Origin of the sequence: Shewanella loihica PV-4, assembly GCF_000016065.1 — a bacterium.
GTDB lineage: Bacteria > Pseudomonadota > Gammaproteobacteria > Enterobacterales > Shewanellaceae > Shewanella > Shewanella loihica.
The window spans coordinates 1,273,979-1,300,136 of record NC_009092.1 but is presented as its reverse complement, the minus strand read 5'-3'; the positions used below and the strand labels follow the sequence as shown (position 1 = coordinate 1,300,136).

The 26,158-nt window shown below is 49.5% G+C and carries 20 protein-coding genes and 2 tRNA genes; 8 read left to right on the top strand and 14 right to left on the bottom strand.

Annotation, left to right across the window (positions count from 1 at the left end; all coding sequences use genetic code 11):
- Window positions 1-25: 25 nt before the first annotated feature.
- Window positions 26-742, bottom strand: a complete 717-nt coding sequence (gene trmB / locus SHEW_RS05795; RefSeq protein ID WP_011864928.1) for a tRNA (guanosine(46)-N7)-methyltransferase TrmB — start codon at window positions 740-742, stop codon at window positions 26-28.
- 283 nt (window positions 743-1,025) lie between these two features.
- Here trmB and mutY point away from each other — a divergent pair, with 283 nt between their 5' ends.
- Together mutY and SHEW_RS05785 are read left to right on the top strand one after the other, a co-directional pair.
- On the top strand, window positions 1,026-2,084 hold the full coding sequence (gene mutY / locus SHEW_RS05790; RefSeq protein WP_041407001.1) for an A/G-specific adenine glycosylase: 1,059 nt from the start codon (window positions 1,026-1,028) through the stop codon (window positions 2,082-2,084).
- A 2-nt stretch (window positions 2,085-2,086) separates the two neighbouring features.
- Window positions 2,087-2,365, top strand: a complete 279-nt coding sequence (locus tag SHEW_RS05785; protein ID WP_011864926.1) for an oxidative damage protection protein — start codon at window positions 2,087-2,089, stop codon at window positions 2,363-2,365.
- A 76-nt stretch (window positions 2,366-2,441) separates the two neighbouring features.
- Here SHEW_RS05785 and SHEW_RS05780 read toward each other — a convergent pair whose 3' ends face one another.
- Window positions 2,442-3,032 (bottom strand): YceI family protein, encoded by a 591-nt coding sequence (locus tag SHEW_RS05780; protein WP_041406496.1) that lies wholly within the window; start codon window positions 3,030-3,032, stop codon window positions 2,442-2,444.
- Window positions 3,029-3,583 carry a cytochrome b gene (locus tag SHEW_RS05775; protein WP_011864924.1) on the bottom strand — a complete coding sequence of 185 codons (555 nt, stop codon included), beginning with the start codon at window positions 3,581-3,583 and terminating at the stop codon, window positions 3,029-3,031. The genes SHEW_RS05780 and SHEW_RS05775 overlap by 4 nt, the downstream gene beginning before the upstream one ends.
- Window positions 3,584-3,969: 386 nt before the next feature.
- Between SHEW_RS05775 and SHEW_RS05770 the strand changes: the two genes are divergently transcribed.
- Together SHEW_RS05770 and SHEW_RS05765 are read left to right on the top strand one after the other, a co-directional pair.
- A tRNA-Phe gene (locus SHEW_RS05770) sits at window positions 3,970-4,045 on the top strand.
- Window positions 4,046-4,052: 7 nt separating this feature from the next.
- Window positions 4,053-4,128: transfer RNA gene (locus SHEW_RS05765), tRNA-Thr, on the top strand.
- Between the two features lie 186 nt (window positions 4,129-4,314).
- Here SHEW_RS05765 and nagP read toward each other — a convergent pair.
- The 5 genes from nagP to SHEW_RS05740 form a co-directional block, all read right to left on the bottom strand.
- On the bottom strand, window positions 4,315-5,619 hold the full coding sequence (gene nagP, locus SHEW_RS05760) for an N-acetylglucosamine MFS transporter NagP (RefSeq protein WP_398351074.1): 1,305 nt from the start codon (window positions 5,617-5,619) through the stop codon (window positions 4,315-4,317).
- Window positions 5,620-5,832: 213 nt separating this feature from the next.
- A complete protein-coding gene (nagX, locus tag SHEW_RS05755; protein WP_011864922.1) occupies window positions 5,833-6,996 on the bottom strand; it encodes a transmembrane glucosamine N-acetyltransferase NagX in 1,164 nt (387 codons plus the stop codon).
- 167 nt (window positions 6,997-7,163) lie between these two features.
- Window positions 7,164-8,294 (bottom strand): N-acetylglucosamine-6-phosphate deacetylase, encoded by a 1,131-nt coding sequence (nagA, locus tag SHEW_RS05750; RefSeq protein ID WP_011864921.1) that lies wholly within the window; start codon window positions 8,292-8,294, stop codon window positions 7,164-7,166.
- 67 nt (window positions 8,295-8,361) lie between these two features.
- A complete protein-coding gene (gene nagK, locus SHEW_RS05745) occupies window positions 8,362-9,261 on the bottom strand; it encodes an N-acetylglucosamine kinase (RefSeq protein ID WP_011864920.1) in 900 nt (299 codons plus the stop codon).
- A gap of 311 nt (window positions 9,262-9,572) precedes the next feature.
- Entirely contained in the window at window positions 9,573-12,239 is a 2,667-nt protein-coding gene (locus tag SHEW_RS05740) for a beta-N-acetylhexosaminidase (RefSeq protein WP_011864919.1), read from the bottom strand.
- A gap of 1,302 nt (window positions 12,240-13,541) precedes the next feature.
- Between SHEW_RS05740 and SHEW_RS05735 the strand changes: the two genes are divergently transcribed.
- Complete coding sequence (locus SHEW_RS05735) at window positions 13,542-14,261, top strand: SapC family protein (protein WP_011864918.1); 720 nt, start codon at window positions 13,542-13,544, stop codon at window positions 14,259-14,261.
- 97 nt (window positions 14,262-14,358) lie between these two features.
- On the opposite strand, the gene SHEW_RS05730 is transcribed toward SHEW_RS05735, so the two are convergent.
- Both SHEW_RS05730 and SHEW_RS05725 read right to left on the bottom strand, forming a co-directional pair.
- Window positions 14,359-15,885, bottom strand: coding sequence for a tryptophan halogenase family protein (locus SHEW_RS05730; protein WP_011864917.1), 1,527 nt, complete (start codon window positions 15,883-15,885; stop codon window positions 14,359-14,361).
- Between the two features lie 122 nt (window positions 15,886-16,007).
- Window positions 16,008-18,632, bottom strand: a complete 2,625-nt coding sequence (locus SHEW_RS05725; protein ID WP_011864916.1) for a TonB-dependent receptor — start codon at window positions 18,630-18,632, stop codon at window positions 16,008-16,010.
- 412 nt (window positions 18,633-19,044) lie between these two features.
- On the opposite strand from SHEW_RS05725, the gene SHEW_RS05720 reads away from it, so the two are divergent.
- A complete protein-coding gene (locus SHEW_RS05720) occupies window positions 19,045-20,064 on the top strand; it encodes a LacI family DNA-binding transcriptional regulator (RefSeq protein ID WP_011864915.1) in 1,020 nt (339 codons plus the stop codon).
- Between the two features lie 84 nt (window positions 20,065-20,148).
- Here the strand turns inward: SHEW_RS05720 and SHEW_RS05715 are convergent, their stop codons facing one another.
- Window positions 20,149-20,487 carry a P-II family nitrogen regulator gene (locus SHEW_RS05715; protein ID WP_011864914.1) on the bottom strand — a complete coding sequence of 113 codons (339 nt, stop codon included), beginning with the start codon at window positions 20,485-20,487 and terminating at the stop codon, window positions 20,149-20,151.
- Window positions 20,488-20,737: 250 nt separating this feature from the next.
- Between SHEW_RS05715 and SHEW_RS05710 the strand changes: the two genes are divergently transcribed.
- Together SHEW_RS05710 and SHEW_RS20320 are read left to right on the top strand one after the other, a co-directional pair.
- Complete coding sequence (locus tag SHEW_RS05710) at window positions 20,738-21,250, top strand: GspH/FimT family pseudopilin (RefSeq protein ID WP_011864913.1); 513 nt, start codon at window positions 20,738-20,740, stop codon at window positions 21,248-21,250.
- Between the two features lie 136 nt (window positions 21,251-21,386).
- Complete coding sequence (locus SHEW_RS20320; protein WP_011864912.1) at window positions 21,387-21,878, top strand: GspH/FimT family pseudopilin; 492 nt, start codon at window positions 21,387-21,389, stop codon at window positions 21,876-21,878.
- Between the two features lie 39 nt (window positions 21,879-21,917).
- Here SHEW_RS20320 and SHEW_RS05705 read toward each other — a convergent pair whose 3' ends face one another.
- From SHEW_RS05705 to SHEW_RS05695, 3 genes are read right to left on the bottom strand one after another with little or no spacing between them, the layout of a single operon-like run.
- Window positions 21,918-22,217 carry a TapY2 family type IVa secretion system protein gene (locus SHEW_RS05705; protein ID WP_041406494.1) on the bottom strand — a complete coding sequence of 100 codons (300 nt, stop codon included), beginning with the start codon at window positions 22,215-22,217 and terminating at the stop codon, window positions 21,918-21,920.
- Window positions 22,214-22,606, bottom strand: a complete 393-nt coding sequence (locus tag SHEW_RS05700) for a type IV pilin protein (protein WP_011864911.1) — start codon at window positions 22,604-22,606, stop codon at window positions 22,214-22,216. The genes SHEW_RS05705 and SHEW_RS05700 overlap by 4 nt, the downstream gene beginning before the upstream one ends.
- A 3-nt stretch (window positions 22,607-22,609) precedes the next feature.
- The gene (locus SHEW_RS05695) at window positions 22,610-26,158 is read right to left on the bottom strand and encodes a pilus assembly protein (protein WP_011864910.1); all 3,549 of its coding nucleotides are present in this window, start codon (window positions 26,156-26,158) and stop codon (window positions 22,610-22,612) included.

Here is a 26,158-nt window from a genome sequence, read left to right as displayed (position 1 = left end):
TTCCCTCTTTTTATAGAAATTAAGCTTACTCGGTACGCTCGAACATCAGATCCCAGACGCCATGTCCCAGACGATGGCCCCTGGCCTCAAACTTGGTCAGCGGTCGATGATCTGGACGGGGCACGAAGTCGCCATCCTGCGCCTGGTTCTTATAGCCAGGCGCCGCGCTCATCACCTCTAACATGTGCTCGCTGTAGTTTTCCCAATCGGTCGCCAGGTGGAACACACCACCTATCTTAAGGCAGCGGCGGATAAGCTCGGCAAATTCCGGCTGAACGATACGGCGCTTATGATGACGCTTCTTGTGCCAAGGATCTGGGAAGAATAGCTGTACTCTGGCCAGGCTGCCGCTTTGGATGCTGTTTTCCAACACCTCGATGGCGTCGTGGTGGAACACACGCAAGTTGGTGACGCCGGCCTCAGCCGCATCAGCAAGACAAGCACCCACGCCAGGCTTGTGAACTTCGATACCGATAAAGTTAAGCTCGGGAGCTGCCTTAGCCATCTCAACCAGTGAGGCGCCCATGCCGAACCCTATCTCCAGCACGGTATCGGCCTGCCGGCCAAACACCTTGACCAGATCCAAAGGCTCGGGCGAGTAGTCCAGTCCCATCACAGGCCATTGCTGCTCCATCGCCTGCGCCTGGCCCTTGGTCAAACGTCCTTCACGTAAAACAAAGCTTCTCACTTTGCGAAGGTATTTACCCTCTTCGTTAAACTCTGCGGTGGTCACTTCGCTCATTATTTTTCAGCCTCAGATCTGCCATTGGTTGGCCATATAGCGCCGAGAAAAAGTCAGCGTCAAGCGACTCTAGGCTCGACTCACAAACTCATATGATCCCACGGGATCCTGACACTTATATGATTGGAAAATTATAAAAAGAAGGGCATTATCCAAAGTTACTGCGCTAAGGCAAGCCCTATGTTGCCAAAGTATACCAATTATCCCACGGCGTGCGAGCCATGGCGCCCTTGAGATGCCATTTTGGTTGAGAAAAACCTTGCCCCTCTATAGACTGAGCGCCATGAAAACAGAGCAATTTCACCAGCGCATCGTCACCTGGTACGACAAACACGGACGCAAGCATCTTCCCTGGCAACAAGATAAGACCCCTTATAAGGTATGGGTGTCCGAGATCATGTTGCAACAGACTCAGGTTGCCACAGTTATCCCCTACTTCGAAGCCTTTATGGCGCGCTTCCCCACTATCTTGGACTTGGCAAATGCCGATCAGGATGAGGTGCTGCACCACTGGACCGGCCTAGGCTATTACGCCAGGGCGCGTAACCTACATAAGAGTGCCCAGCTGATCGCCAGCGACTATGATGGTGTCTTCCCAACCCAATTCGAGCAGGTACTCGCCCTACCGGGTATTGGCCGCTCGACCGCTGGGGCGGTACTCTCACTCTCTCTTGGACAACATCACCCCATATTAGATGGCAACGTCAAGCGAGTGCTCGCAAGACATGGCGCCATAGCTGGCTGGCCCGGCAAACGCGAGGTGGAGCAGCAGCTATGGCAGCTCACCAACAGCCTGACCCCTAAGACAGGCGTAACCCAATATAATCAGGCGATGATGGATATTGGCGCCAGTATCTGCACCCGCTCTAAGCCCAGGTGCGAGCTCTGCCCCGTCGCCATCGACTGTAAGGCGCAGCTGATGGGCCGCCAGACTGAGTTTCCCGGCAAGAAACCGAAGAAGACGATTCCGGAAAAGCTCGGCTATATGCTAGTGATTAAAGATGACGATAGGGTGCTGATGAGCAAACGCCCACCTGCGGGGATCTGGGGCGGGCTCTGGTGCTTCCCACAGTTTGACAGCCAGGAGGCGCTCGAGGAGTTTGCCAAAACAAACGGCCTAACTCTTATTAGTGAGGAGCCCATAGACAGTTTTCGTCACACCTTCAGCCATTTCCATCTGGATATCAGCGCCTTTGTGGCACACCAAACCACAAGCGCACATGAGATCATGGAAGAGAGCGGCTCTCTCTGGTATAACATAGCCAAGCCACCCAAGGTTGGTCTGGCCGCCGCCACAGAGCGGATCCTCGCCAGCTTAGGTTCAGTATCAAATAAGGAGTAATCATGGCGCGTACAGTGAACTGCCAGTATCTTAAGAAAGAGGCAGACGGCCTAGCCTTTCAGCTCTACCCGGGTGAACTCGGTAAGCGAATTTTTGACAACATCAGCCAGGAAGCCTGGTCGCTCTGGCAGGCCAAGCAGACCATGCTGATCAATGAGAAGAAACTCAACATGATGAATGTTGACGATCGCAAGTTCCTCGAAGAGCAGATGGTTAACTTCCTGTTTGAGGGCAAAGAGGTCGAGATCGAAGGCTATGTGCCGCAAAAAGATGACGAGTAATAAATTACTCGCTCTATAAAAATAAAAAGCGCCTATTGGCGCTTTTTCTATAATGGGGGGGTTGTTTAAGCCGTCACTACTGACGAATGCCTTCGACCACGAGATCTAGGGTCACATGGCTGGACGCTGGGCCAAGATCCATCTTGATATCATAGTCTTTCAGGGCAAATTCTGTCTGGCCGACGAAACCGGCGCGGTAGCCCCCCCAAGGGTCTTGCCCTTCACCAATAAATTTGGCATCGATTGCTACAGGCTTAGTCACCCCGTTAAGGGTCAGCATGCCATTGAGCACAAACTTGCCGTCACCCAGCTCTTTGACCGAGGTCGACTTAAAGCTAGCCTCGGGATGCTTAGCCACATTAAGGAAGTCTTCGCTTCTCAGGTGCTTGTCACGCTCGGCGTGGTTAGAGTCGAGGCTCGCCGTGTTGATCGTTACATTTACCTTGGCATCAGCCATATGCTTGCTATCGAAACTAAAGTCGCCAGCAAACTCGTTAAAGCGTCCCACCACGAAGCTATAACCTAAGTGGCTCACCTTAAACTGCACCGAGGCGTGGGCGCCTTGGGTATCTATCACATAATTGGCGGCGTTGGCCGTAGCCGGTAACATGAATGCCCCCGCGCCTAGTGTGCTAATAAGTGCGGCGCTCAATATAGCCTTCTTCATTGTGTCTCCTTAATGTTTAACATGCGTTTCAAGCTTGCGTCTTTGTCGATAAAGTGGTGTTTAAGTGCCCCAAGCCCATGCAGAGTTACCAATGCGATAAAGCCATAGGCCAGATATTGGTGTACTTTGCCGGCTATATCCGCCTGCCCCTCAAACAATAGTCCCAGGCTTGGCAGCTCGATGAGTGAGAAAACGCCAATGGCCCTGCCGTCGGCGGTCGAGATAAGATAGCCAGAGATCAAGATGCCAAGCAGCATCAGATACAGCAGACGATGCACCAGGCCCGCAGCCAGCTTCTCCCACCTTTGATGTCCGGGGAGCGACTTAGGCGCCGGGTTTAACCAACGCCACAGCAGACGGCACAGGGTTAACACCATCAGCAGCACGCCTATGCTCTTATGCAGATCCGGCGCTCGCTTATACCAGGCGCTGTAATAGGTCAGCTCGACCATCCACACGCCCAGGGCGAACAGCGTTAATACGGCAATCGCTGTCAGCCAATGCAGGCCTATGCTCACCAAGCCGTAGCGGCTCTGGGTATTTTTAAACACGATTCATCCTCATTTATGACTTAACAGCATATTAACTTCGATTTAGATCGACAAATATCGCGTAATTTCGCCAATAAACTTCTAATTTTTAGAAAGGTAGTGCTAAGACAAACGAGATTAGTGGGGAGTTGGGAAATAAGAGGCCTGAAAATGCCCCCTTAAGAACAATTAGTGGCTAAAACCTGAGTTTTAACCACAGCCACTGTGCTAAAAAACGACATAAATGCCAAAAAGCCAGCACTTTGCACATTAACTAGCCATGCAGTTAAATTTCTCCAAAAAAGCGCTTGCAGGATAAATATCAGCGCTATATTATACGCGCACTCCAAACGGCAAGGGTCATAGAGACCTGGTTTGAAGTAGTTAACTAGACACTTAGTTTAGTTGCCCGAATAGCTCAGTCGGTAGAGCAGAGGATTGAAAATCCTCGTGTCCCTGGTTCGATTCCGGGTTCGGGCACCACAATTTAGCCGGCATAGCTCAGTTGGTAGAGCAACTGACTTGTAATCAGTAGGTCCCGAGTTCGACTCTTGGTGCCGGCACCATATAAAACAGCCTCGACAATGTCGGGGCTTTTTTATATCGGAAATTTACCGCCCTTGATGGGATTCATTACACTCCTGATACAAACATCCCCTCTCTTAATAAAGCCGTTATTAACGAGTTACCCCTCGATATTAGGCAACAAAAAAGGAGCACTCGGCTCCTTTTAATTCGATAAACACTCTCGGCTATTTCCAGCTACGCATCTTATAGCCTTTCACCGCATAGAAGAGGATAAACAGGTAACAAGGCAACATCACCATATAGCCGCCCTGCTGACCGAGGGAGGTTGCCGAGCTGGTTAATCCCCAAAACAGCGGACCGAATGCGCCACCTGCAATGCCCATCACCAATAGCGCCGAGCCTGTGCTGGTCAGTTTGCCCATGCCAGATAGCGCCAGCGGCCATACTGCTGGCCAGACGATGGCGTTAGCCAGACCCAGGAAGGCTATCATCAACAGGGTATCTGGCAACATGGCGCCGCCGAAGGGAACCAGCAACGCGTTGGCGATAGCATAGGACTCGTTGTCACCAAATAAGATCCCCAGCGTCAGCATTAGGCCTAGTATCGCCGAGATCATCAGCGCCTTAGGCTGAGAGATGAAGCGGGGAATGGTCAGTATACCCAGCGAATAACCTATGACCATGCAGATCATGGTATAGGAGGTCATCACGCCATAGTTCTCGACCCCGAGAGAGAGGGCGAAGGTGCCTATGGTATCGCCGGCGATCACTTCTACTGCCACATAGAAAAACAGTGCTACTACCCCTAATGCCAGATTAGGATGAGACAGCGCCTCGCGGGTATGGCCCTTGGTGCCCTCCTCTTGCTCGTCTTCATTTTCAAGCTCTGGCAGAGGCGACTTCTTCACCAACAGCGCCAGCACACCGATAAAGATAGCCATGCCCAGATATGGGAACACTAGGCCATTGGCCATCTCGTCGATCTGCGCCTGGGTCAGTTCAACGCCGACTCTGTCTTTAAAGCTGTCGAGGATCAGGGCGGTAAACACCAGCGGCGCGATCACCCCTGCGCCTTTGTTGAGGATCCCCATGACACTCACGCGAGCGGCGGCCGACTCCTCGGGGCCAATTCTGACCACATAGGGATTCACTGCCGTCTGTAGCAGGGTCTGGCCCGTGCCCATCACCAGCTGCGCAAACAGAAACAACGCAAATACCTGCGTCTTGGCCGCGGGTATGAACAGCAGGCCGGCAATCATCATGATCCCCATGCCCATCGCCATGCCTGTCTTGTAACCCACCTTACGGATCACCCATGCCGAGGGCAATGCGGTAAAGGTCACGGCGATATAGAAGGAGAAGAGAATGAGGGAGGCTTGAAGCGGGGTGAGTTGCAGGATCTGCTTGAGGTAAGGCATCAAGGACCCATTTAGCCAGGTCGCAAAACCCAGAATAAAGAAGAGTCCGGCAACGATCGCCATGGGGATCACGCTGCTGCGCTTACTTTCACTATTTAATGTCATTTCCATAAGCCTGTTTTCTTATAGTAATTAATCTTCGGATATCAGCTCAATGATATCGGCTTGGTACATTACAGCTTGGGCGCAAGTTGCCCCCTTGTTTCATCGATGTTAAAACATAAACAGAAAAAAGACAACGCTGTCATTTTTGACTTTTTAGCCTTAGCAGGCTAACACAGCGTTTTCCTTGTTAAATTGCCCAGCCATTATCTTCTATAAGACTTAAACCTTGATGAAGATGCCGCGCTTATACATCCAGTAGAGCAGCAACCACTGCACCAAGAGCATGGCGCAGGCTGACGCCAGAGGCTGCATCTCAATCGGCAGCGCCTGTATCGCGCCGCCAAATAGGCTGCTGGCAAGGTAGTCCCATTTAACCAGGCTTGATGCCAAATAGATGATGATGGCATTGCAGCCTATGACCACAAATCCAAATGCCAATCTGTGCAGCTTTAGCACATCCACCAGCGCATAGAAGATGGCGAGTAAGATAAGGCTCCAGCCCAGGGTGACCATGACAAAGCTGCTGGTCCAGAGATCTTTGTTTACCGGAATATAAGGGTTCATCAACCAGCCTAGCCCCAGGCTGAGCAAGCCAGCAAGTAACAAGATGCCAACCTTAGCCCACTCGCCCTTTACCCCTCCCCACTTGGGATGAGACTTAACGATGAAGCGACCGGTAAAGACACCCGCTAAGGCATTGACTATGGCTGGAAGGGTCGAGAGGATCCCCTCAGGGTCTGTCGCCCTGCCCTGATAGCTAATACCGGGCAGAAACTTGCCGTCCACATAGGCGTTAATCGAGCCAGAGATAGAGAAGTCCCCCGCCACGCCGCCGGGAACCGGCAGCCACAGCTGCATCGCGGCGTATCCGAGGAGTATACCGATGGCGACCAAGATCTGCGTCTTCAGGTCGGTATGCCACACCAGTAAGGCGGCGAAGAACCAGGCAAAGGCGATGCGTCCCAGCACGCTGGCATATCTCACCTCATCCGCCGCCATCGGCATGCCTGTACCCCAGCCATGGTTATAGAGCACCCCAAACAGAAGCAGCAGCATCAAACGTTTTATCGCGTGGCGATAGAGGGGAAGACGCTCGGGCCAGGGCAGCGAGTCCAGGCGTTTGGGCGATAGGCCTAAGGCGACGCCGGAGAGAAAGATAAATAGAGGGAAGATAAGGTCGTAGAAGGTAAAGCCATGCCACTGACTGTGGTGCATCTGGGCATCGGCGATACGCCAGCCCTGCCAGCCAGTCCAGACGAGCAACGCCGCAAACAATGCCTCGCCCCCCAGGATCCAGAACATATCGAAGCCCCTTAGGGCATCGAGCGACATCAGCCTGGGTTTCGCGGCCGGTTTTGGATGGGTATCTGTTTTAGGTTCCATCAGGAGCCTCTCTCTTATCGTTATTATTATAAATCAAACACTAGGCTTAACCCGATAGGCACAAGCACAGAGCTTAATTAGCGCCTCAATGACGAGCACAAATAGAGCGCTTGTTTCAGCGCCTTTTCCAATTCTCTATCGCGACGGCTATGCATCTAATGGGGTCGCTATGCCTGATAGACCAACTGGCCATCTATGTAGGTGCGCGCCACTTGATTATCGCTGCCCAGCAACACCATATCCGCCCTGGCGCCTATGGTAAACACTCCGCGCTGACGATGACCGATAAACTCGGCAGGATATCTAGCCGCCATCCGCAGCGCCTCTTCGTGGGCCACGCCTAGCATGCTAACGCTGTTGTTGACCGCACCAATCATATCCAGCACGCATCCGGCAAGCTCGCCGGTTACGGCATTTAACCTGTCACCGCGGCGCACCACCTGGGTGCCAAACAGCTCGAAGCTGGCGTTATCATCCATGCCCACAGGCGGCATGGCGTCTGTCACCAGCATCACCTTGCCCCTTGGCTTAGCGGCGATGGCTACCTTAGCCGAGGCCGGATGCACGTGGTGACCATCGACAATCAGGCCGCACCAGGCATCCTGGCTCTCCAGCGCCGCGCCCACCATGCCCGGCGCCCTGGAATCCATGGGCGACATGGCGTTAAACAGGTGGGTAAAACCGGTTGCCCCGGCCTCAAGCGCCTTAATAACAGTGTCATAGTCGGCATTAGAGTGACCGAGACAAACCCTGACGCCGCACTCGACCAGGGCATGAATCACCTCTGGTGCGACGTTCTCAGGCGCCAGTGTCACCACCTTAGTCCCCAGATCATTACGGGCAAAAACCGCCAGCTCTTCATCAGAGATACGACGAATATAATTGGCCGGATGGACACCCTTCTTGGGCACGCTGAGATGCGGCCCCTCGAAATGGATCCCCAGCACGCCTGGCGTATTCAGCGCCAGCGCCTCGGCCACCGCATCGGCGGCGGCGCGCATCACCTCAATTTCGTCGGTGATCAGGGTCGGCAGGAAGCCCGTGGTGCCAAATCTGGCATGGGCCTGGCCTATGGTCTTTATCTTCTCGACGCTGGGTGCGTCGTTAAACAGGGCACCGCCGCCGCCATTGACCTGAACATCGATAAAGCCAGGCACCAGGGTGCCGGCCAGCAGAATCGGCTCGACATCGCTAGCCCTATCGAAAGAGACGATACGCCCGTCCTCTATGGTGATGGCCTGGTTATGGTGGAAGTGTTCGCCGTCAAATACTCGCTCGGCAATCAGTGTCTGTTTCATCGATTCTATTCCTGGCAAAACATCATCTACAACTCGTTACGCTTGGCTCACGCCTGACTGCTAAAGCTTAACTGCTAAAGCCTAGCTGCTGACGCGCAAAATAGGCGGCACCTAATTCGGGCGGAGCAAGAATTGGCGAGATCTTGTCGACCACCCGCTTATCCAGCCAAGGGGCCAGAGGCTCGGCGAGGCCACCTATCATGGAGAAACGCGGCGGGTGGATCTCAAATAACTTGTGGGCCAAGGCGCTGATATACTCGGCGCCCTCGACCACTATCGCCTTAGCCACCTCATCCTGGGCCTGTGCACAAGATAACACCGTGCGCGCCAGGGTGGCATAACAACCGGATGATTTGCCCGCCAGGTGCTCGACTATGCCCATGGCATCGTTCACCTTGAAGTGCTCCAACAGACGCTCGGTTAACTGGGTAGCCGGGCCGAAGCCATCGAGATCTAACAGTACCTGCTGCGCGGCCTGTAAGCCAAGCCAGGCGCCGCTGCCCTTATCGCCCAGGGCAAAGCCGTGCCCGCCTAGGCTCAAGGACTGCTCGCCCACGTGGGCATAGCCGCAGGAGCCGGTACCTGTGATGATCACCGCGCCATCGCCACCTTTATGGGCGCCGATGCAGGCGGTGTGCAGATCTGTGGTGACATACATCTCTGCGAAGGGATGCTGCCATGCTTTGATCGCCTGATAGAGATGCGCGACATTGACTCCAGCCAGGCCTACGCCCGCCACCATTGTCTTGCCGTCGCCAGCTTTTAGCCCGGCGTCTTGTAGAGCGAGTTCGGTCGCGCGCGAGATAGAGTCGAAGGTATGTGTCAGGCCGTAAAGCGGATTCGCACGCCCGGCCACACCAGTGCCGAGCACACTGTCATCGGCGGCGTAGATAGTCGCGCGGCACTTGCTGCCACCACCATCTATGCCTATGACGAGGGCCTGTTCCTCTGTCTGGTTAAATCCCATTACCAACCTCTTTCACAGTTTTATTATCCAGGGCATCTAGCTTCGCCCGCCCTGCCCACTGACTAAGTTAATGTCATGTTACAACAGAAATGACAACGCTGTCATTTAAAATTATCACTAAATTTGTGACAGCAAGCTTCTCAATCACTGCCCGGTTAACGCCTCTAAGGCGCCCAATTTTTGTTTGCTATTTAACAGGGAGGAAAGCGGTTATCGGACCTCGGATAACCGCGCTATCTTCAATTACGTTTTCATTAGCTGACTTAAATGACCTATTTTTCGGTCAGTAATCTAGTGCTAAAAGCGAAATGCTAATTGACCTTGAGTATGCGCCCCTTGCGGATACCATCGGCGGCGACGCCTCTGACCTCGACTCTACCTGAGACGCTAACCGCCTCTGTATATTGCTGCCACTGGCCGCCATCGACTCGATACTCTATTCCAAGCCCGGGATAGATACTGTTCACTTGCAGATAACCATCTTTGATCTTGGCACCTAGGGTCGGCACACGGTAGGCTATCCCCGCCCTATCCAGCTTGGCCAGCTCCTTATAGCCTAAGGTGTTGGCAAAGGTCTGCCACTGCACGCGCTGCTTCTCGCGCATCTCGGCCGTGAAGTAGTTTGTCTCTGGGCTATATTTAGCCCCCTGATATTGATATGGCACCTCCCAATCGGCCTTGTGCCATGCCCTTTCAGCCAGCACTAACAGGCGAGGAAACACCATATATTCCACCACTTGATCTGAGCGTATGGTCTCGCTCCAGAGCTGGCCCTGGATCCCTTTGAATCTAACGCCTTGATTTAGCGGCCCGCTGAGGCGTTTGCCCGCATCATCGAGCTTAAGGGTATCGTCGGCTTCAAATGGTTTACCTTCGATATCCGTCCACTGCTCGGCGTTGGCCGGTAGGTTATCTGGCATGAAGCTAAAGAGTTTGCGCTCGTTGGTGCTGCGACTCGCCCAGTAGTATCCATGCTCTTTAGGATCGGCTTCGTAGGGGAAATCGAAATAGAGCACCTCGGGATTACTCAGTACCGTATCCCAGCCCAAGTTGGCCTGTGCATGGGCGCGCTGATAACCGCCGTGGGCAACCACATCCCAGATGTTAGTTTGATTATTTGCCGGCATACGCTCGGGTCGAGTATGGCTCATGCCATCGCTCCAGCCCGCTGTTTCAATCCCTTTATCGGCCAGCATATTGGCCACCCGCTCGATAAAGTAAGCCCCAAAATGTGCCTCGCTATCCAGGCCGCTCTCTTTGTCTGCAAGCAGCGCCTGACAGACGGGAGAGTCGACCCAGGCACCGGCGGTTTCATCGGCGCCGATATGGTAAAGCTCCAGGCTCTGACCCGCAGCCTGGTGCAGCTTGGATATCTCGCTCACCACCTTATCGACAAAGTGATAGCTAGAATCCATACAGACGTTGAGCGTGTTGTCGTCGTAATATTGGATCGAGGCGTAGCGGGTCTTGTCCAGCGGGTCGATGAGACGATACTCGTTAGCAGCGGCTTCATTGCCTTCGGCCATCAGACGGCGATATCTGGCCTCCATCGACTTGATGGCGGCGCGCGAGTGACCCGGCATATCCATGGACGGTATCACCTGAATTTGGCGCGCGCCGGCATACTTGAGGATCTCGATATAATCGGCCTTAGAGTAGAAACCATTGACCTTACTATCGCCATCTGGGCCGCTGCCCAGCTGCGGCAATAAGCAGGTATCTTCCTGCAGGTCGTGACAGCGACGACTGCCCACTAGGGTCAGCTCGGGCAGGCCGTCTATCTCTAGGCGCCAGCCCTCATCATCGGCCATATGCAGATGCAGCTTGTTTAGCTTATAGGCCGCCATCTGATCCAGCAGATCTAAGATAAACTGCTTGCTGTGAAAATTACGCGCCACGTCCACATGCATGCCGCGAAAGTCATATCTAGGCTCATCTTCAATCATCATGGCATTGAGCGATAGGGTGTCGAGAGAAATAAGGCTTGTTAGCGACGCCAAGCCATAGGAGAAACCGGCATCGTCGCTGGCGCCTATGGTGATGCCATCAGAGGTAATATCGAGGCGATAGCCCCCTTCGGCAAGTTTTGTCGTCGACGGCTCTAACTTGAGTGGGATACCTTGAGGCGATGGCTTAACGCCAAGGTGGGCCAGGCGAGCCAATGCCGCCTCGACAGACGCCTTAGCTACACTGCCTGCATCCAGATGATAGCCGGAGGCCAGGGATAACACTGGGCTTTGACTAGTGACTATTTGTCGCTTGGGCGTTGGGATGATCGCGTTAACGGCAAGCTCTGGGCGACTCTCGATATCCTGGTTTGCATCAAACAAGACCTGAGGCGTCGCCCACTTAAGCTTATCGGTATCGCTACGCTTATATTGGCTCTCGGCGCTGACATAAGTCTCGACATAGGGCCGCTGCTCCATGCCGGTACTGGCATCGACAGTCAGCTGAGTACTGCTGATGAGCTCGGGCTTAAGGCCGGGAACGACGATATAGTAGTTGGGCATGGCATCGGTTTCCGATAGCTGCCACAACTCACCGAGAAAGGCGATGTCGACTGGCTGATCTTTCTGAAAACCGCTAAATCTTTCCGTGGGGGTGATGCGATGCAGATCCCCTTTAACCTGAGTCAGCTCAAAGGCATCGGTTAACACCTGTTTCACCGGCCGCATCTGGCTGTAGTAGATAGCCCAATCCTTACGGTCAAAATCGACACCCGGGACTAATTCTATCTGGGCGGCGAAGCAGCGGCCATCGACACCTGTTGAGGTGCACTGCTGAGGATAATTGGTCAGGGTGTGATAATTAACGGCAAGGCTGGTAGCAAACTGATGCAGTGCCTGCTGCGCAGAACTTTCGCTGACCTGCTGCGCCGCGGCGCCTTCATCCTTGGCAATTTGATTAGTGGTTGGCTGACCGCACCCAAGCAGTCCCAGGCTCATGAGTAATGTTATTGGAATGAGCTTATTATTCATTGTTATCCTCACTTTTCTCGACTTGAACGTTCAAGTCTCATTGCAGCCACCCTTCCCCGTCAGCATAGGCAATCAGCTTCCTGCTATTGCGATATCTGAGATAGCCACCACTTTATGCCAATCCTAATAAATAACTGTTCAAGCTAACTTGTTAAAACGTTCGATAACTGCATTACTTTTTTGATTGTAGAATAACTACTTACCTAAAAATTCAGCCTTGCTCTCAAACATTTTCCCTGCGCTATTGCTGATCACTTACTTATTGCGCTTGGTCTTATTTGCCGCCGCATCTTGGCCGATTAACAAAAATGCCGCCGCGAAAATAGATCATCGTCAGACTTGTACAAATCTAGCGGCTCCCCGAAACCAACCTGACTAAGGCTTACAATCTGGCTTTGGAAACCACTCTGGCTTTGAAAAGTCATCTGACAATGAAAGAAATCTGTTTATTTAATCTGAACCTCTGCAAGACAGCGAACGCCACGCTGTGCTGTGCTGTACTGTGCGCGCTGCTCCGCATTTCCCTAGAGCCCACTCATCAGGCGTCACTCTAATCCAGAAAAAAGCGCTAGATGCATCATGTATCAAGGGTCGCCGATAAAGGCGCCAATTGAGACATAACACATCTAGCCATCTCTAGTATCTGGGGAGAGACTATAGGAAAAAACAAACACAATAACCATTGCTACAAACTTAATGGCTACTGCCAATGCACAAGTTAGGAGACCTCTTCCTAACAATGCAAACCTTACAAAACGAACGTGCCACACAAGCAAATGACAACGCTGTCATTCATTAATCTACCTAAGAAAGAACAGAATTTCTACATTTTTTTGACATTCTGAGGCAATTTTTTATCTGCCCGTTGAAAACCGCCACTCGCAGACACAGCTACAAAGACAGTACCCAACATCAAATGCCACATAAATATGACAACGCTGTCAACTATTGGTAACATCCAGAAGATGGCAAAGCCGAAAACGAGCACCAATGCTAACGAAAAAGGCCTATGATTCTGAGTGTGGCGCCAGATGATTTCTTAAAGAAAATAGAAGGTCCTATGAGAAGGGGATTAAGAAGCGCAAACTCATGCCCTACCAGCGATAAATCTAATTCGAAGCGCCGAATAGTGAAAGTTGCTCAACTTAACGCCTTTATCGCACCATTTTAGCGCCTGCTTGATCTATTAATGCTTGCACTATGGTCGCCACTAGCGGTAAAAGATTAACCCAGCGTTTCCCAGCCTAACGAACAGTGGGCTAGGAACAGACACCACAAACTAAAATTAACTAAGGTAAAAACATGGCAAAGATTGTCCCCCTATCGACAGAAAAACATCTCAACATCAAGCTGACGCATTCAAACGATTTCAGCCGTTTCAACAAGGAACACCTGATCCCAGTGCTGGCCAGGGAGATCCCTAGCCTGGCAGCCGAATTCCCCATCGTCTTCGTGAAGAATGGCGAGACCGGCCAGTTTATTCCGGTGGCCATCATGGGGATCGAGCCCGAAGTTAACCTCTACTGCCAGAGCAACCAATGGGATGCGCCCATCAGCCCAATCGGCTTTAGCAATGCGCCTCTGTCCATCGCCAGAACCTCGGAGGAAGGCGACAATGTGATCGTCTGTATCGATGAGGAGAGCCCTATGGTGTCAGAGGACGCTGGTAATCGACTCTTCACCGACGAGGGTGAGCGCAGTGAATACCTGACGGCGCGAACCAATGCCCTGCTGGATGTCGCCGCCATGCATCAACAGACACAGGCCGTTTGCCAATACCTGGCAGATAAGAACTTACTGGTTTCTCAGCAGCTAACGATTAAGCTGGAAAGATCTGAGCAGAAGATCAACATCAATGGTGTCTACCTGATCGACGATAAGGTGCTGAACGAGCTAAGCGATGAGGATTTCCTCGAGCTAAGAAAGAAAGGTTTGCTGCCTATCGTCTATGCTCACAGAGCCTCGCTCAACCAGCTGTCTCGCCTTATCGCCAAGCAAAACCAGTTCGACAAGCTACAATAAGCATCCGCTGCAAGCTAATGGCGGGACGTTGGAATAAACTACGCCCCGCCAAATCGATTGTGCCCTTTCAAAAATCAAACATCATAGCGCTTCGAGCTCAACATTTTTGTAAGCCATATACCGCGATCTTCTCTAGCAACTCCCTGTGTTCTGGCAGCTCCTTCATCAGGTGCTCACCCACACTCGCTATCTGCCTAGCCTGGGCCTGCCAGGCTTCTCTGCGATCTTTAGCTGCAACTTGAGGCGCCGTTGGATAATGCATGCCATAGAGGACATAGAGATAGTTCTCTAAGTCGAACACCTCAAACTTGCTGAAGAAATCTTGCCTTATGGGGTAATGGTTTTGCCACAGCTTGAGTCGAGTGGCGAGTTCACTGGGGATCGTTTCCGAATCGCGATTATCGACCCAGAACGGCGCATCACTCCTGTCTGACAGGCAGTAGTGCATCTTGATAAATTCGACGACGCGCTCCCAGGCATAGGTCATCACCTGATTAAATTGTTCAGAGAGCAAGGCAAGCGCCTCGCTATCCTTAGGCATGCGATTAGCCACGAAGCCTGCGGCAAAATCGGTCAGCAAGATAGAGGTGGCTTCTAAGGGCTCGAGGAAGCCCTGAGCCAATCCCAAGGAGAGGCAATTCTTATGCAAGAACTCCCTGCGATAGCCAAGCTTCATCGGCAAGACCCGATACTGATACTGGGCGATATCCTGTCCCAGATAACGGGAGAGCTTGTTAAGCGCTGTGTCATCATCCATATATTTAGAGGAGTAGACAAACCCGACACCGCGCCTATGGGTCAAGGCGATATCCCATATCCAGCCGGCCTGATGCGCCGTCGCCAGGGTATAAGGCGGGATCGCCTCATTCTCATCAATGGGTACCTGCACTGCTATTGCCTTGTCGGCAAACAGCTGATGAGACTTATCGACAAAGGGCACCTTGAGCGTCTTGTCGATAAGCAAGGATTCAAAGCCACTGCAATCGATAAAAAAGTCGGCGCCAATACTGCCCCGGCAATCGGTTTCCAGGGAGGCGATCTCGCCATTTTCCCTTAGCGTGACCTCTTGCACATTGGCCATGATATGTTCGACGTTGAAACGCCTGATGGCATTTTCGGCAAGCAGCTTGGCAAACTTAGCCGCATTGAGGTGATAGGCGTAACCCAGCGCTCCCTCATATTCACTGTGGGTGATCCGCTTTGGCGCCCGCCCGGCTTCACACACCTTGTGCTGAGGCGAGACCATGTCGCCGTATGCAGTATTAGTATTATCTAGCCAATGCTGGGTCAGATCCTCCCCCAAAGGGCTAGGCATATCGAACAGATGATGATAGAAGTTTCCCGCTCCGTGACGGTCCTTATCCATCCAGTTGACGAACTTGATTGACTGCTTGAAGGTGACGTCACACCGACGAATAAACTCAGATTCACTTATCCCGAAGCGTTTCAGGCTCTGACGAATGGCGGGTACTGTACCTTCGCCAACCCCAATAATGGGAATATCGGGAGACTCCACCAGCGTGATGGTCACGTCCTGGCGATGTTCAAGGGCCTTGCCCAGGTGATTGGCCGCCAACCAGCCTGCCGTGCCGCCGCCCAATATAAGGATACGCTTAATGTCCATGGTTTCACCTCTGCCCTACTCTTTGTCTAATTAAAGGTCGGTGCTAATAACAAGTCGCTGATAAAAAGTTGGTGCTAATAAAAAGCCCAGCTTAAGCCGGGCTTTGTACACTAATGTGTCAATTAGAATCGCAGTGCGACACCCACCTTGTATCTCGCTTCGCCTTCGAAGCTCCATACTGGGTAGTTATCTTTAAACTCGGCGATCACATCTGGATTGTCGACTGGCGAGACACCGATCTGAATGCTGTCTTCCTCTGTGAGGTTAACGGCTTCGAAGGTCAGATCCATCCAATCGGTCACGCTGTAGTTCATGCTCAGATCCAGCGAGCCATAGTCTTGGTGCTGACGGTTACCATAGAAACCTGGTAGCTCACGCATCATGTATTCGCTGCGCCAGTTGTAGGCCAGACGCGCAGAGAAGCTTTCCATCTCATAGTAGCCCACAAGGTTAACCGTGTGCTTAGAAGAGTCAGAGAATACACCCACTTTATCTGGGTAGTTCTCGGCTGGAGAGCCTGCATCGGCGAAGGTATAGTTAACCGAGTAGCCCAGGCCGTTTTCGAACGAGTCTTGTAGCTGTAACTCAATTCCTTCTATATGACCACCGTTAGCATTGTACTTCTCGCTGACTGTCCAGCAGTCATAGACGCCTACACCACAGGCGCTGTAGCCTTGATCTCTGAGGTTATCGTCTTCGATGCCAATCTGCTGGTTTAGCTTCTGACGAGTGGTAATGAAAGAGCTCACGTCTTTGATGAAGTAGGTCAAAGAAGCCAGACCCTCACCGCCGAAGTACCATTCTAGGCTCACATCTGCCTGGGTCGCCTTAAATGGCTCCAGGGCAACAGAACCGCGGTTGAGTTTTTCGTTGCCTGGCGTGCCATCGTTCAGACCAGGAAGAGTCGAAGTGGCAAACAAGTCTGCGTAGTTAGGACGAGACATCACCTGAGCCGCCGTGGTACGTAGCAAGAGATCCGGTGCTAAGTCGAACGTCACGTTGATGCTTGGCAATACGTCACTGTAGCTCGACTTGTCTGTGCTCAACTCATCGGCGAACTGACCGCTTGAACTCAGCGCATAGTAATCAGACTCGATATCAGTCGAGATGAAACGTAAACCAAAGTTACCGCGGATCCCTTCCGCCTCGAAGTTAGCCATGGCGTAGGCGGCCAGGTTCTTCTCATTCAGGGTACCGTAACCAGACTTATCGCGGGTAAAGCCATCAACTGAGGCTTTAGCGTCACGGATCATGGCATCGAAATTCGGCTTAGGCAGGGTAAAACCTGCGCCAGATGAGATGGTGCCAGAGTAGTATTCAGAGGCATCTTTAGCCACAATGTCACCCACGATTGCCGCGTCAGTTTGCTGTGTCACGTCATGGTCTGCATAGCGCACACCGGCTTTGATCGAGGTGATGGCACCGAAATCAACCAGGAAGGTCAGGTCGAACTGAGCATAGGTCTCTTCGTCGGTGTTAGGCTGCTTCTTCAGTGCCCAACCAGCAGTTTCTAGCTGACCGTTAAAGTCGCCCGCATCGAAAGACTTGTTAGCGATGTCGATAATGATCTTTTCACCGGTAGCGTCATAGTGACCGGCGAAGTCACCAGGCTGACCGATAGAGTTACCATAGTTAGAGGTTAGGCTAGTACCACCATCTGCCTTGGTGTTACCGACGCGGCCTTCAAGGGTGAAACCTTCACCCTCATATTTGAAGTCCAGGTCATAGGTATCTGACGACATCTCGGCTTCACGAGCCCAAGTCTGTGCCCAGGCAAATCCACCCTCGCCCGTATGGGTAATGTCGGTACAAACACCCGCAGCATTGGTTTTGTTACAAGTGCTTACGCCTTGTTGTGTAGGGAAGAGGAAGATAGAGGTGTTGGCGTTGTTTGCCTTAAGATCCAGGCTAGTAACCGTTAGGCCGAACTCTAAGTTGTCGGTTGGACGATACTGAGCGGCAATGTTGTAGGCGGTACGCTCACGATCTTGTTGGAAGGTTGTCGGCACAATTTCGCCCCAACCCAACAAGGTTTCGATACCGTTACGCTGATAGTCGGTTTGAGAGCCCGCAGCAGAAACCAGAACACCGAAGGTTTCGGCCTCGTTTGCCCAACTATACAAGCCAGAGACAGCAGGATCTGTCGCCTCAGAGACAGTACCATAATCGCCCTTGGCGCTTAAGAATAGAGTATTGGCATCTAAGTCCAGCGGCTTACGGGTCTTAACAACCACGGTACCACCAATACCACCTTCTGTGATGTCGGCCTGAGAAGACTTATAGACTTCGATGCCACTGATCATCTCGGGTGGCAGCAGAGAATAGTTAAAGCTACGGTCGATAGCCTGTTGGTCAAACCAACCGGTCGAAGCAACCGAGTGACCATTTAACAGGGTGCGGGTTAGCTGAGCAGATGCGCCGCGAATCGACACCTGCTGGCCTTGACCAAACTGGCGGTTAACGGTAACACCAGGAATACGACCCAGTGACTCACCTACGTCGCCATCGGGGAATTTACCAATGTCTTCGGCTGTAACGGCATCGACAACGGCATCAGAAAATCTTTTGGCGTTAATTGACGCCTTCATCGAAGCACGCAGACCACGTACTTCAATTTTTTCAATATTATCAGTATTAACCGCTTCTGCATCGGCCTCTGCCGCTAGAGCAGAAACAGACACTGCACCGCTCAGCAGCAGCGCAATATTTGTAGCTAGTACACTTTTCTTAAAAGTAGATGGTCGCATCTCGTTTCCCTTCCATAACTTTATTATCTTTTTTCGTATTCATAACCATCCCCGAAGGAATGACAACGCTGTCATGTGAGTACAAAGATTACACAACAATTAACAGATGCGCCACAACAAAATAACCAAAAGCAGGAATTTCTTTGGATTTATACATTTATTAAACAAAACACTCTCGTTGCATCTTGTTGCAATTTACTGATAAACAAGGATAAAAATCACTAGCTTTCGAAACGGGACAAATGTAATTCGGGATAGAAATCAATTTGATGATTGCTTAATAGCGTAAAACTCAGCAATATTGTCGCCAGGGGAAGTGAGATCTGCTGTGTAACCATACAGTACATTGTTTGAGACATATTTGAATTCTGAAGCAGCTAGACGCTGTGCAGACACAAAGAGTATCCGCTAGATGAAAGTCACCATTAATGACGTCGCCAAATATGCCGGCGTCTCCATAAAAACGGTTTCACGGGTCACAAATAACGAGCCTTCGGTTCGTCAGGCGACGATTGATAAAGTGAATCAGGCGATTGCCGCACTTAACTACCAGCCTAATGTCGCTGCCCGTAATCTAGCCGGCACAAAATCCTACGTGATCGCCTTTGTCTACGACAACCCTAATGCCTACTATGTCATTGATATGCAAAATGGTATTTTGTCATCTTGTAAGCAAAGAGGCTATGAGCTCCTCATCCATCCCTGCGATGCTAAGTCAGATAATATCTGCCAGGAGCTGGTCGATATGGTGCGCCATGCCAGGCTGTCAGGCTTGGTTTTAACCCCGCCGCTATCGGAAGACCCAAAAGTCTTGGCTGCCTTGGATCAGATTAATGCCAATTATGTACGCATTATTGCAGGGGAAGAGGTGAGCACAACCGATGGCTTATCGATCCTGGTCAACGATAAACATGGAGCGGTTTCCATCACCCAGCACCTTATCGATCTCGGCCATAAAAATATCGCCTTTCTGAGCGGTGACCATCAGCACGAATCCACCAAGGAACGTCTCGCCGGTTTTAAGGCCGCCCTGCAAAGCAATCACCTATCGCTTGACGAGTCCAACATCATCAATGGTCAGTATTCTTTTGAATCGGGTGTAGAAGGCGCTAAAACACTGCTGGCGAAAGCCAATCGGCCGACGGCCATAGTCGCCTGTAACGATGAAATTGCCGCGGGGGCTCTCTTCGCGGCTAGGTTAGCAGGGGTAGCAATACCCGACGAACTCTCTATCGTGGGTTTCGAGGACAGCCCCTTCTCTAGACAGACCTGGCCTAAGCTAACCACAGTCCATCAGCCAAATAAGTTGATAGCGCAGACGGCAACCGAGTTACTTATCGAGAATCAGGGCAACAAGCAGAGTGAGACGGCTCATCAGGTCTTCATTCCCGAGCCGGTACTAAGAGACTCATCGGCAAGCCCAAAGGCCTAGGAATCGGCATCAAACTTTGATTAATGATTATCTACAGACAATAAAAAACCGCTGAGATATCAGCGGTTTTTTATAACTTTAGACTTAAACTGCCTCTTCGTTCTCTTCGCCGGTACGAATTCGAATCACGCGTTCGACTTCGGTAACAAATATCTTACCGTCACCTATCTTACCCGTTCTCGCAGTATCGACGATGACTTCGAGCGCCTGATCTAGCTGCTCATCTTGAATAACCAGCTCAATTTTTACTTTAGGCAGGAAATCCACCATATACTCGGCGCCGCGGTAGAGCTCCGTGTGCCCTTTCTGGCGTCCAAAACCTTTGACTTCAGAAACCGTCATGCCGGTAATACCGATCTCCGCCAGAGATTCGCGTACATCATCTAACTTAAACGGCTTAATAATGGCCTCGACCTTCTTCATCAAACGCTCCCTAAAATTCTGCTAACCCAATTCGACAAAACCTAAGTTTATTAGGCACTAGCTTATCACGTCCACCCAAACCACCAAAGATGATTATATCGAGAGATAAAATGATTCAATATTCATAGAGCAGAACAATATATGCCCATCGCCTAAAGTTGAGCTAACTCTTCTATACTCAATGAACTCGCCCCAAAAACGAGTTCAGGTCATTGCAGGAAGCATAGACTACATACAGCAAGGAATAGCCATGAAACATCATAATGGATTTACACTCATAGAATTAATGGTCACACTCGCCGTTGCGACCATACTCCTCTCGGTTGGCCTACCAAGTCTTACAGATCTCTATCAGGCTTACCGAGCCGACGCCGCGATAAAGATGATTCAACAGACTCTTCAGTTCGCCAGAAATACTGCCATCAACTACGGGCTTAGGGTAACGGTTTGCCCAATAAAAGATAACCAATGTACCAATGACTGGCACCTAGGCTTGGGGGTATTTACCGACTCGGGGACCAGCAACCAGCTCGATGGCACAGACAAATTGTTGATGCAAACAAGTTCATTTGATAGTGGTGACTTTGTCTACTACAACCGCGCGTCTGCTCGTTTTCAACCTGATGGGCTCGCATCAGGCAGCAACGGAACCTTAAGGTACTGCCCTGGCTCGGCCAACAGCCCTTATTCCAAAGCCGTTATCGTCAATCAAGCCGGTAGAATACGCTTTTCAAAAGAGAAAAATATCAGCTGCAACCAATAACAGCTCCAAAGCTAACGACTCACGCCAATTTTAATCAAGCCGACAAATTATTGGCATTAAAAAGAATAGCTTATATATACTGAAATCCTAAAACTTCTCGCTTATACTAGTGTTAAGTGAATAGAGGATTTTACTCATGATGAAGAATAAAAATGGGTTCACACTCGTTGAACTCATGGTAACTATTGTCGTTGCAGGAATCATATTAACCATAGGGCTCCCATCTTTAATTTCGGCCTATGAAAGCGTCAGAGTAAATCGCAGTATTGAGCGTATCCATAACTTAATGTCTTTTGCCAGAAATCAGGCAATAAGTTACGGCGCGACAGTCAATGTCTGCCCTTTTGCCTCAGCAACCTCTTGTGGAACAGGGACAAATTGGAAGGGAGGAATTAGAGTCTATCTAACCGATGCGGGGGGAACAGACAAAGAACTAAGAGCAATAGATGGTTTTGACACTAATGATTCTGTCAAAGGTTCCGGCCCATTGATTACCTTTAGCGCAGATGGTTTATCTTCCAGCGGTTCTATTATCTATTGCCCAAATGGCAAGGCAAGCGAATCTCAAAGTGTAACAATAAGTAGCAGTGGCCTCATCTCTTATGGTGCCGATGGAAATAGCTGCTAATTTAAAGTCCCTAATAGCAGGGACTCCTATACCAAAATACTATCTGAGAGTACGTTTATCTACAGCATTTGCTTTATCGCTTGTAAAGGAGTCAGACAGCGGTACGCATTCCTCAACTTCTTTAATAAAGTACTTCTTTCCCTTAGCATCTGTTAATTGTTTTCCTGGTAATCCGGCCACTCTAATCGGCAACTGGCTTTCTTCCCACCTATAAAAAACAACTTGCCCTCCCTTTTTGACACTAGTAATGAAACACTTATAATCTTTCATCTTTGCATACGCAGGTGTTATCAGTGCAATCGATATTAGACATATCGTTGTGCTAAGTAGCTTAATCATTTCCAACACTCCTTTGACGGACCTTTAACACCTGCATCCGTCATGGTGATAGTTGCACAAGCCGTATCCCGGCTAGCCTGAGAGCCAATAGCCGTGGCGGTTACCTTAAATGTAGCTCCTCCAGTAGAGGCCACTTTATAATGCTCATGCTCAGTAACGAAAGGATTTGCGCTCATCCCTAACTTGGTTAGATCACTGGCATAAGTTCTATTATCCAAATAGTACTGCTCTTGAAGGTTTGCAACCTCCATCACCGCAGCCACGCCCTCAGCTCGTCCACTTTTAGTCACATAATCAATGTAGGAAGGATATGCAATTGCAGCTAATATTCCCACTATAGCAACGGTGATCATCACCTCTATTAAGGTAAAGCCCTTTAACTTCTGCATTTATTAATTCTTCTCATCCAAATGATAATAAATTCTATTGGTACTTAAACCACTGCCTAAAGACACAGTGCCTTTACACTCTCCATCTTCACACTCGCCTTTGCCCACACCAATGATATAGGCAGTAGAATCTTCACCCTCTTCAGGTTTAGGTATTACAATCTGTGGCGTATCTGGTACCCTTTCACCAATTTCATAGTAGGTTTCGCTGTAAGATCTGGTTCCCTTATGCAGGTCAAATACGTATAAACGTCCCTGTCCTGCGAAGCCACATATTCCGGCATCCAAATCGACATCTGTTCGAGTCGGAGGAATAAATGAAGTAAAATAAACTTTTCCGTCAAATATCAGTGACGCTGATAAAGTCTTTTCTCCAGCAACACTATAGTCGTAAAACCAACCACGTTTGGTTCCAAAAGTAACATTATCACTCTGAGATGATGGCGCAGCTGTGGTGACATCATACAATTCACTAATGGTTAACGCAGCTGGTGCATCGGTACTCGTAAAGGTTTTAGTTACCACATTACGATCTTGAAAAACATAAAACATGTCATTCGTATTTATATCAAGAGGGTGAGTTCGATTTCCTGTACCTATAGTGACAGCGTCATATGGAACACTCTGATAGGTAAGTTCACCACTATTGTCATGAATATTATTAAATTGAGTCTGTGCTACTGATGGCTCTGCAAAAAACATCCTGTCATTTGGAGAAGTAGATGTCGCAATAGACGCAAACTTGAACGTAGACCAAGTCGATTGAGTCGATTCTGGCATATCCATTCGCCAAATATTCCCCCCAATATCCGCAGCATAGATTCTATCGGTTATACCATCATTATTGCTGTCTAAAACGGCAACTTTATTAGGCACACTTGCCATACCTGTCGCTGAAAACTTCTTGATAAATGCACCTGATTTAGCATTAACAATATAAACCGCCTCTCCAGTACCTTCACTTGAGGCCATGCCACCACCAATAACTAACACAGGATCATCAATACCTGGTACAAAGGTGACAACAGGCTCTGACCAAGACTGCCCCAGCTCTTCAAATCCAGTCGAATTTGAATCTATTTTCCATTTAAAACTTGGTGCGTCCGGATTAGTGATATCCAAGGCATAATAGGAAGTACCACCTCTTCGCATACCAAGGAACACCCAAGCCTTATTGACTTTCCCACTAGAATCCGTTTCCGTATAGGCAACTGGCGACAAATCCATACCATACACGCTATGGCTTCCAGTAGAATAATTCTTTCTAAGCGTAGGAACGTTATGCCACAACTCCTGAGGAATAAATGCCCAGGTTTCCGTTACAGAACCAACTGAATAATCATTACTTCCAGAATCGGAATCTTTAAACATGTGAACTAACCCCTGATTAGTTCCCACTATAACTCTAACATCTAGATTTTCTGTTCCATCCGCATTAGGTTTCTCACCAAAGTTAATAGCCAGGGGTTTTGAATGCAGAGGATCGCCCATAATATCTTCTCTGGCATCATATATATTACCATCGTTATCATCATCATCGACATCAACACCATACAACCAATCTAAATCCTCTTGAGAATAGGCTGACGCGAAACCTGAGAATTGAATGCCCACAATACTAGTACCGACATTCGTCCTAATGTTTCGACTTTTTAATGTTGATCTTAAAATGGGCAGTACCCCTCCAGAGTTAACCTTATTACCATCGATATTATTAGCAGGACATGTATTCCAATAGGTACAGGTAGAAGCGGCAATATTACCATTAGAATCAATTGCCTTGGAACTTCCTCCTGGACCAACAATCTCTCCTGAAGAATTGACCTTTAACTTCTTAAGATTTCCACTCCATCTAGGCCCCTTACCGGGTAAGAACATTGCAAAGTAAGCTGAATTATAAGTCTGTGTTTTATCGAAATTATTACTGGCAATACTTGGAGAGGTAAATGATGAGTCAATTGATAAAATAGACTTTAAGGCATCATCCATTGCCGCCACCAGATCAAGACCATTCTTAGCAACGTAATAACCTTTAGATACACCCGAATCATCTCTAGGGTTTCCACCTCTAAAAGCAGCCTCTTCCAATAACTTGGCCGCAACGTCAGCTCCTTCGGAAAAACCTATCGTAAATAATCTAACATTCTGTTTATTATCAATGCCATTAGCATCTTTGACTCCCTTAACCATATCATTGTTATACATATAAGCAGCTAAGGCTGGCAGATAACTAGTTTCCGTATCCCCCCAAGAATTGACAAAGTCAAATCCTGAATAGTTTGCAGTATTCTCAGCTGAGCTGGCTAAAGAGATGATCGCACTATCTGCATTACTATCTATTGTCGGTGCGCCATCAGTAATATAAATAATATAGGCCGTATCAGGGCATTTTTTAAATGGCGTAGTATAATTCCCGCCAGTAAGAATACTTGGAGGAGAGTTAGGAATATAACCATCGATTTTATAACTACCCTGAGCATTCTTATCGTCATTACCAAAGGTAACAGGCCCGCCGCTAAAGTACTGGTAAGCCTCATAAAGAGTCTCACATAAAGGGGTGTTAGTTTGAGCTGGCATACCATTAATCAAAGAAATCAAAGAATTCTGATTTGTAGAGGTCATCTCCTTAATGTCATAAACAATACGCCCGCCATCTGCGTCGCCTTCATCTGGATAATTCAAGTTAAATACAGCTAACCCAGCATCGATTGGAATAGATAATGACGTCAAGGCTGTTGTCAATGCATCTTTTGCAACTTCTAAACGAGTACCTGTCCCACCACTATTTTGCCCTTCCTCTGTGGTAGTAACCCACTGATACCAAACTAGGTAGTGTGCTGTATAAAGGGTCACTGGTGTACCTTTACCAAACTCTGTGTTTTCAAGGCTATAATCACGAGCGCTTGAATCTGTTGAGTCGGTGTACATTTTCTTTGAATCTATAGGGTAACCAGGATCAAATGGTACAGAGCTTCCTCCTACCTTTTCCAACCCTGGATTCTCTGGATCACTATCCAGAATATCTTGGTGACAATCAACAACTTGCCCACGATTAAACCCTTCGTTATCTGCCAAGGGATACCATTTCCCCGTATTGCCACTGGACTTAAATTCTCGTAAATATCCCGTATAGCGTCCTCTTTCTTGCAATGCAATAGCAGCTTTATGACAGTTATTATTAGCGGCATAAAAGCGTCGCGAATCTTTCGGCTCATCGGGAGTAGGCATGTTACTGGTATTATCTATTCCGCCAGCATTCCAATAAATTCCTTTCTCGTTTATATAACCAGAATAGCCAGCTAAATAATCACCGAAACCATCGGCATAATCACAAATACCATTTGCTTTATCATCAGCTGAACAGTAGGAACTAGTCGCATTCTGGTCCTCAGTTGACATACTTCCTGAATTATCAAATACAAATAAAACTTGGGGCCTTTTTCCCGAGCGCACATTCGAGTCAATCAAATAGAGTTCTGTATCATCAGCTATAGTCATTCCAGAAACTACGACCAAAGCCATAACTGTGCTGCATAGTAATTTCTTAAACAT

Coding starts and splice junctions, on each gene's coding strand:
- trmB (WP_011864928.1), bottom strand. CDS start 742: ATGAGCGAAGTGACCACCGCAGAGTTTAACGAAGAGGGTAAATACCTT.
- mutY (WP_041407001.1), top strand. CDS start 1,026: ATGAAAACAGAGCAATTTCACCAGCGCATCGTCACCTGGTACGACAAA.
- SHEW_RS05785 (WP_011864926.1), top strand. CDS start 2,087: ATGGCGCGTACAGTGAACTGCCAGTATCTTAAGAAAGAGGCAGACGGC.
- SHEW_RS05780 (WP_041406496.1), bottom strand. CDS start 3,032: ATGAAGAAGGCTATATTGAGCGCCGCACTTATTAGCACACTAGGCGCG.
- nagP (WP_398351074.1), bottom strand. CDS start 5,619: ATGGAAATGACATTAAATAGTGAAAGTAAGCGCAGCAGCGTGATCCCC.
- nagX (WP_011864922.1), bottom strand. CDS start 6,996: ATGGAACCTAAAACAGATACCCATCCAAAACCGGCCGCGAAACCCAGG.
- nagA (WP_011864921.1), bottom strand. CDS start 8,294: ATGAAACAGACACTGATTGCCGAGCGAGTATTTGACGGCGAACACTTC.
- nagK (WP_011864920.1), bottom strand. CDS start 9,261: ATGGGATTTAACCAGACAGAGGAACAGGCCCTCGTCATAGGCATAGAT.
- SHEW_RS05740 (WP_011864919.1), bottom strand. CDS start 12,239: ATGAATAATAAGCTCATTCCAATAACATTACTCATGAGCCTGGGACTG.
- SHEW_RS05735 (WP_011864918.1), top strand. CDS start 13,542: ATGGCAAAGATTGTCCCCCTATCGACAGAAAAACATCTCAACATCAAG.
- SHEW_RS05730 (WP_011864917.1), bottom strand. CDS start 15,885: ATGGACATTAAGCGTATCCTTATATTGGGCGGCGGCACGGCAGGCTGG.
- SHEW_RS05725 (WP_011864916.1), bottom strand. CDS start 18,632: ATGCGACCATCTACTTTTAAGAAAAGTGTACTAGCTACAAATATTGCG.
- SHEW_RS05720 (WP_011864915.1), top strand. CDS start 19,045: ATGAAAGTCACCATTAATGACGTCGCCAAATATGCCGGCGTCTCCATA.
- SHEW_RS05715 (WP_011864914.1), bottom strand. CDS start 20,487: ATGAAGAAGGTCGAGGCCATTATTAAGCCGTTTAAGTTAGATGATGTA.
- SHEW_RS05710 (WP_011864913.1), top strand. CDS start 20,738: ATGAAACATCATAATGGATTTACACTCATAGAATTAATGGTCACACTC.
- SHEW_RS20320 (WP_011864912.1), top strand. CDS start 21,387: ATGATGAAGAATAAAAATGGGTTCACACTCGTTGAACTCATGGTAACT.
- SHEW_RS05705 (WP_041406494.1), bottom strand. CDS start 22,217: ATGATTAAGCTACTTAGCACAACGATATGTCTAATATCGATTGCACTG.
- SHEW_RS05700 (WP_011864911.1), bottom strand. CDS start 22,606: ATGCAGAAGTTAAAGGGCTTTACCTTAATAGAGGTGATGATCACCGTT.
- SHEW_RS05695 (WP_011864910.1), bottom strand. CDS start 26,158: ATGTTTAAGAAATTACTATGCAGCACAGTTATGGCTTTGGTCGTAGTT.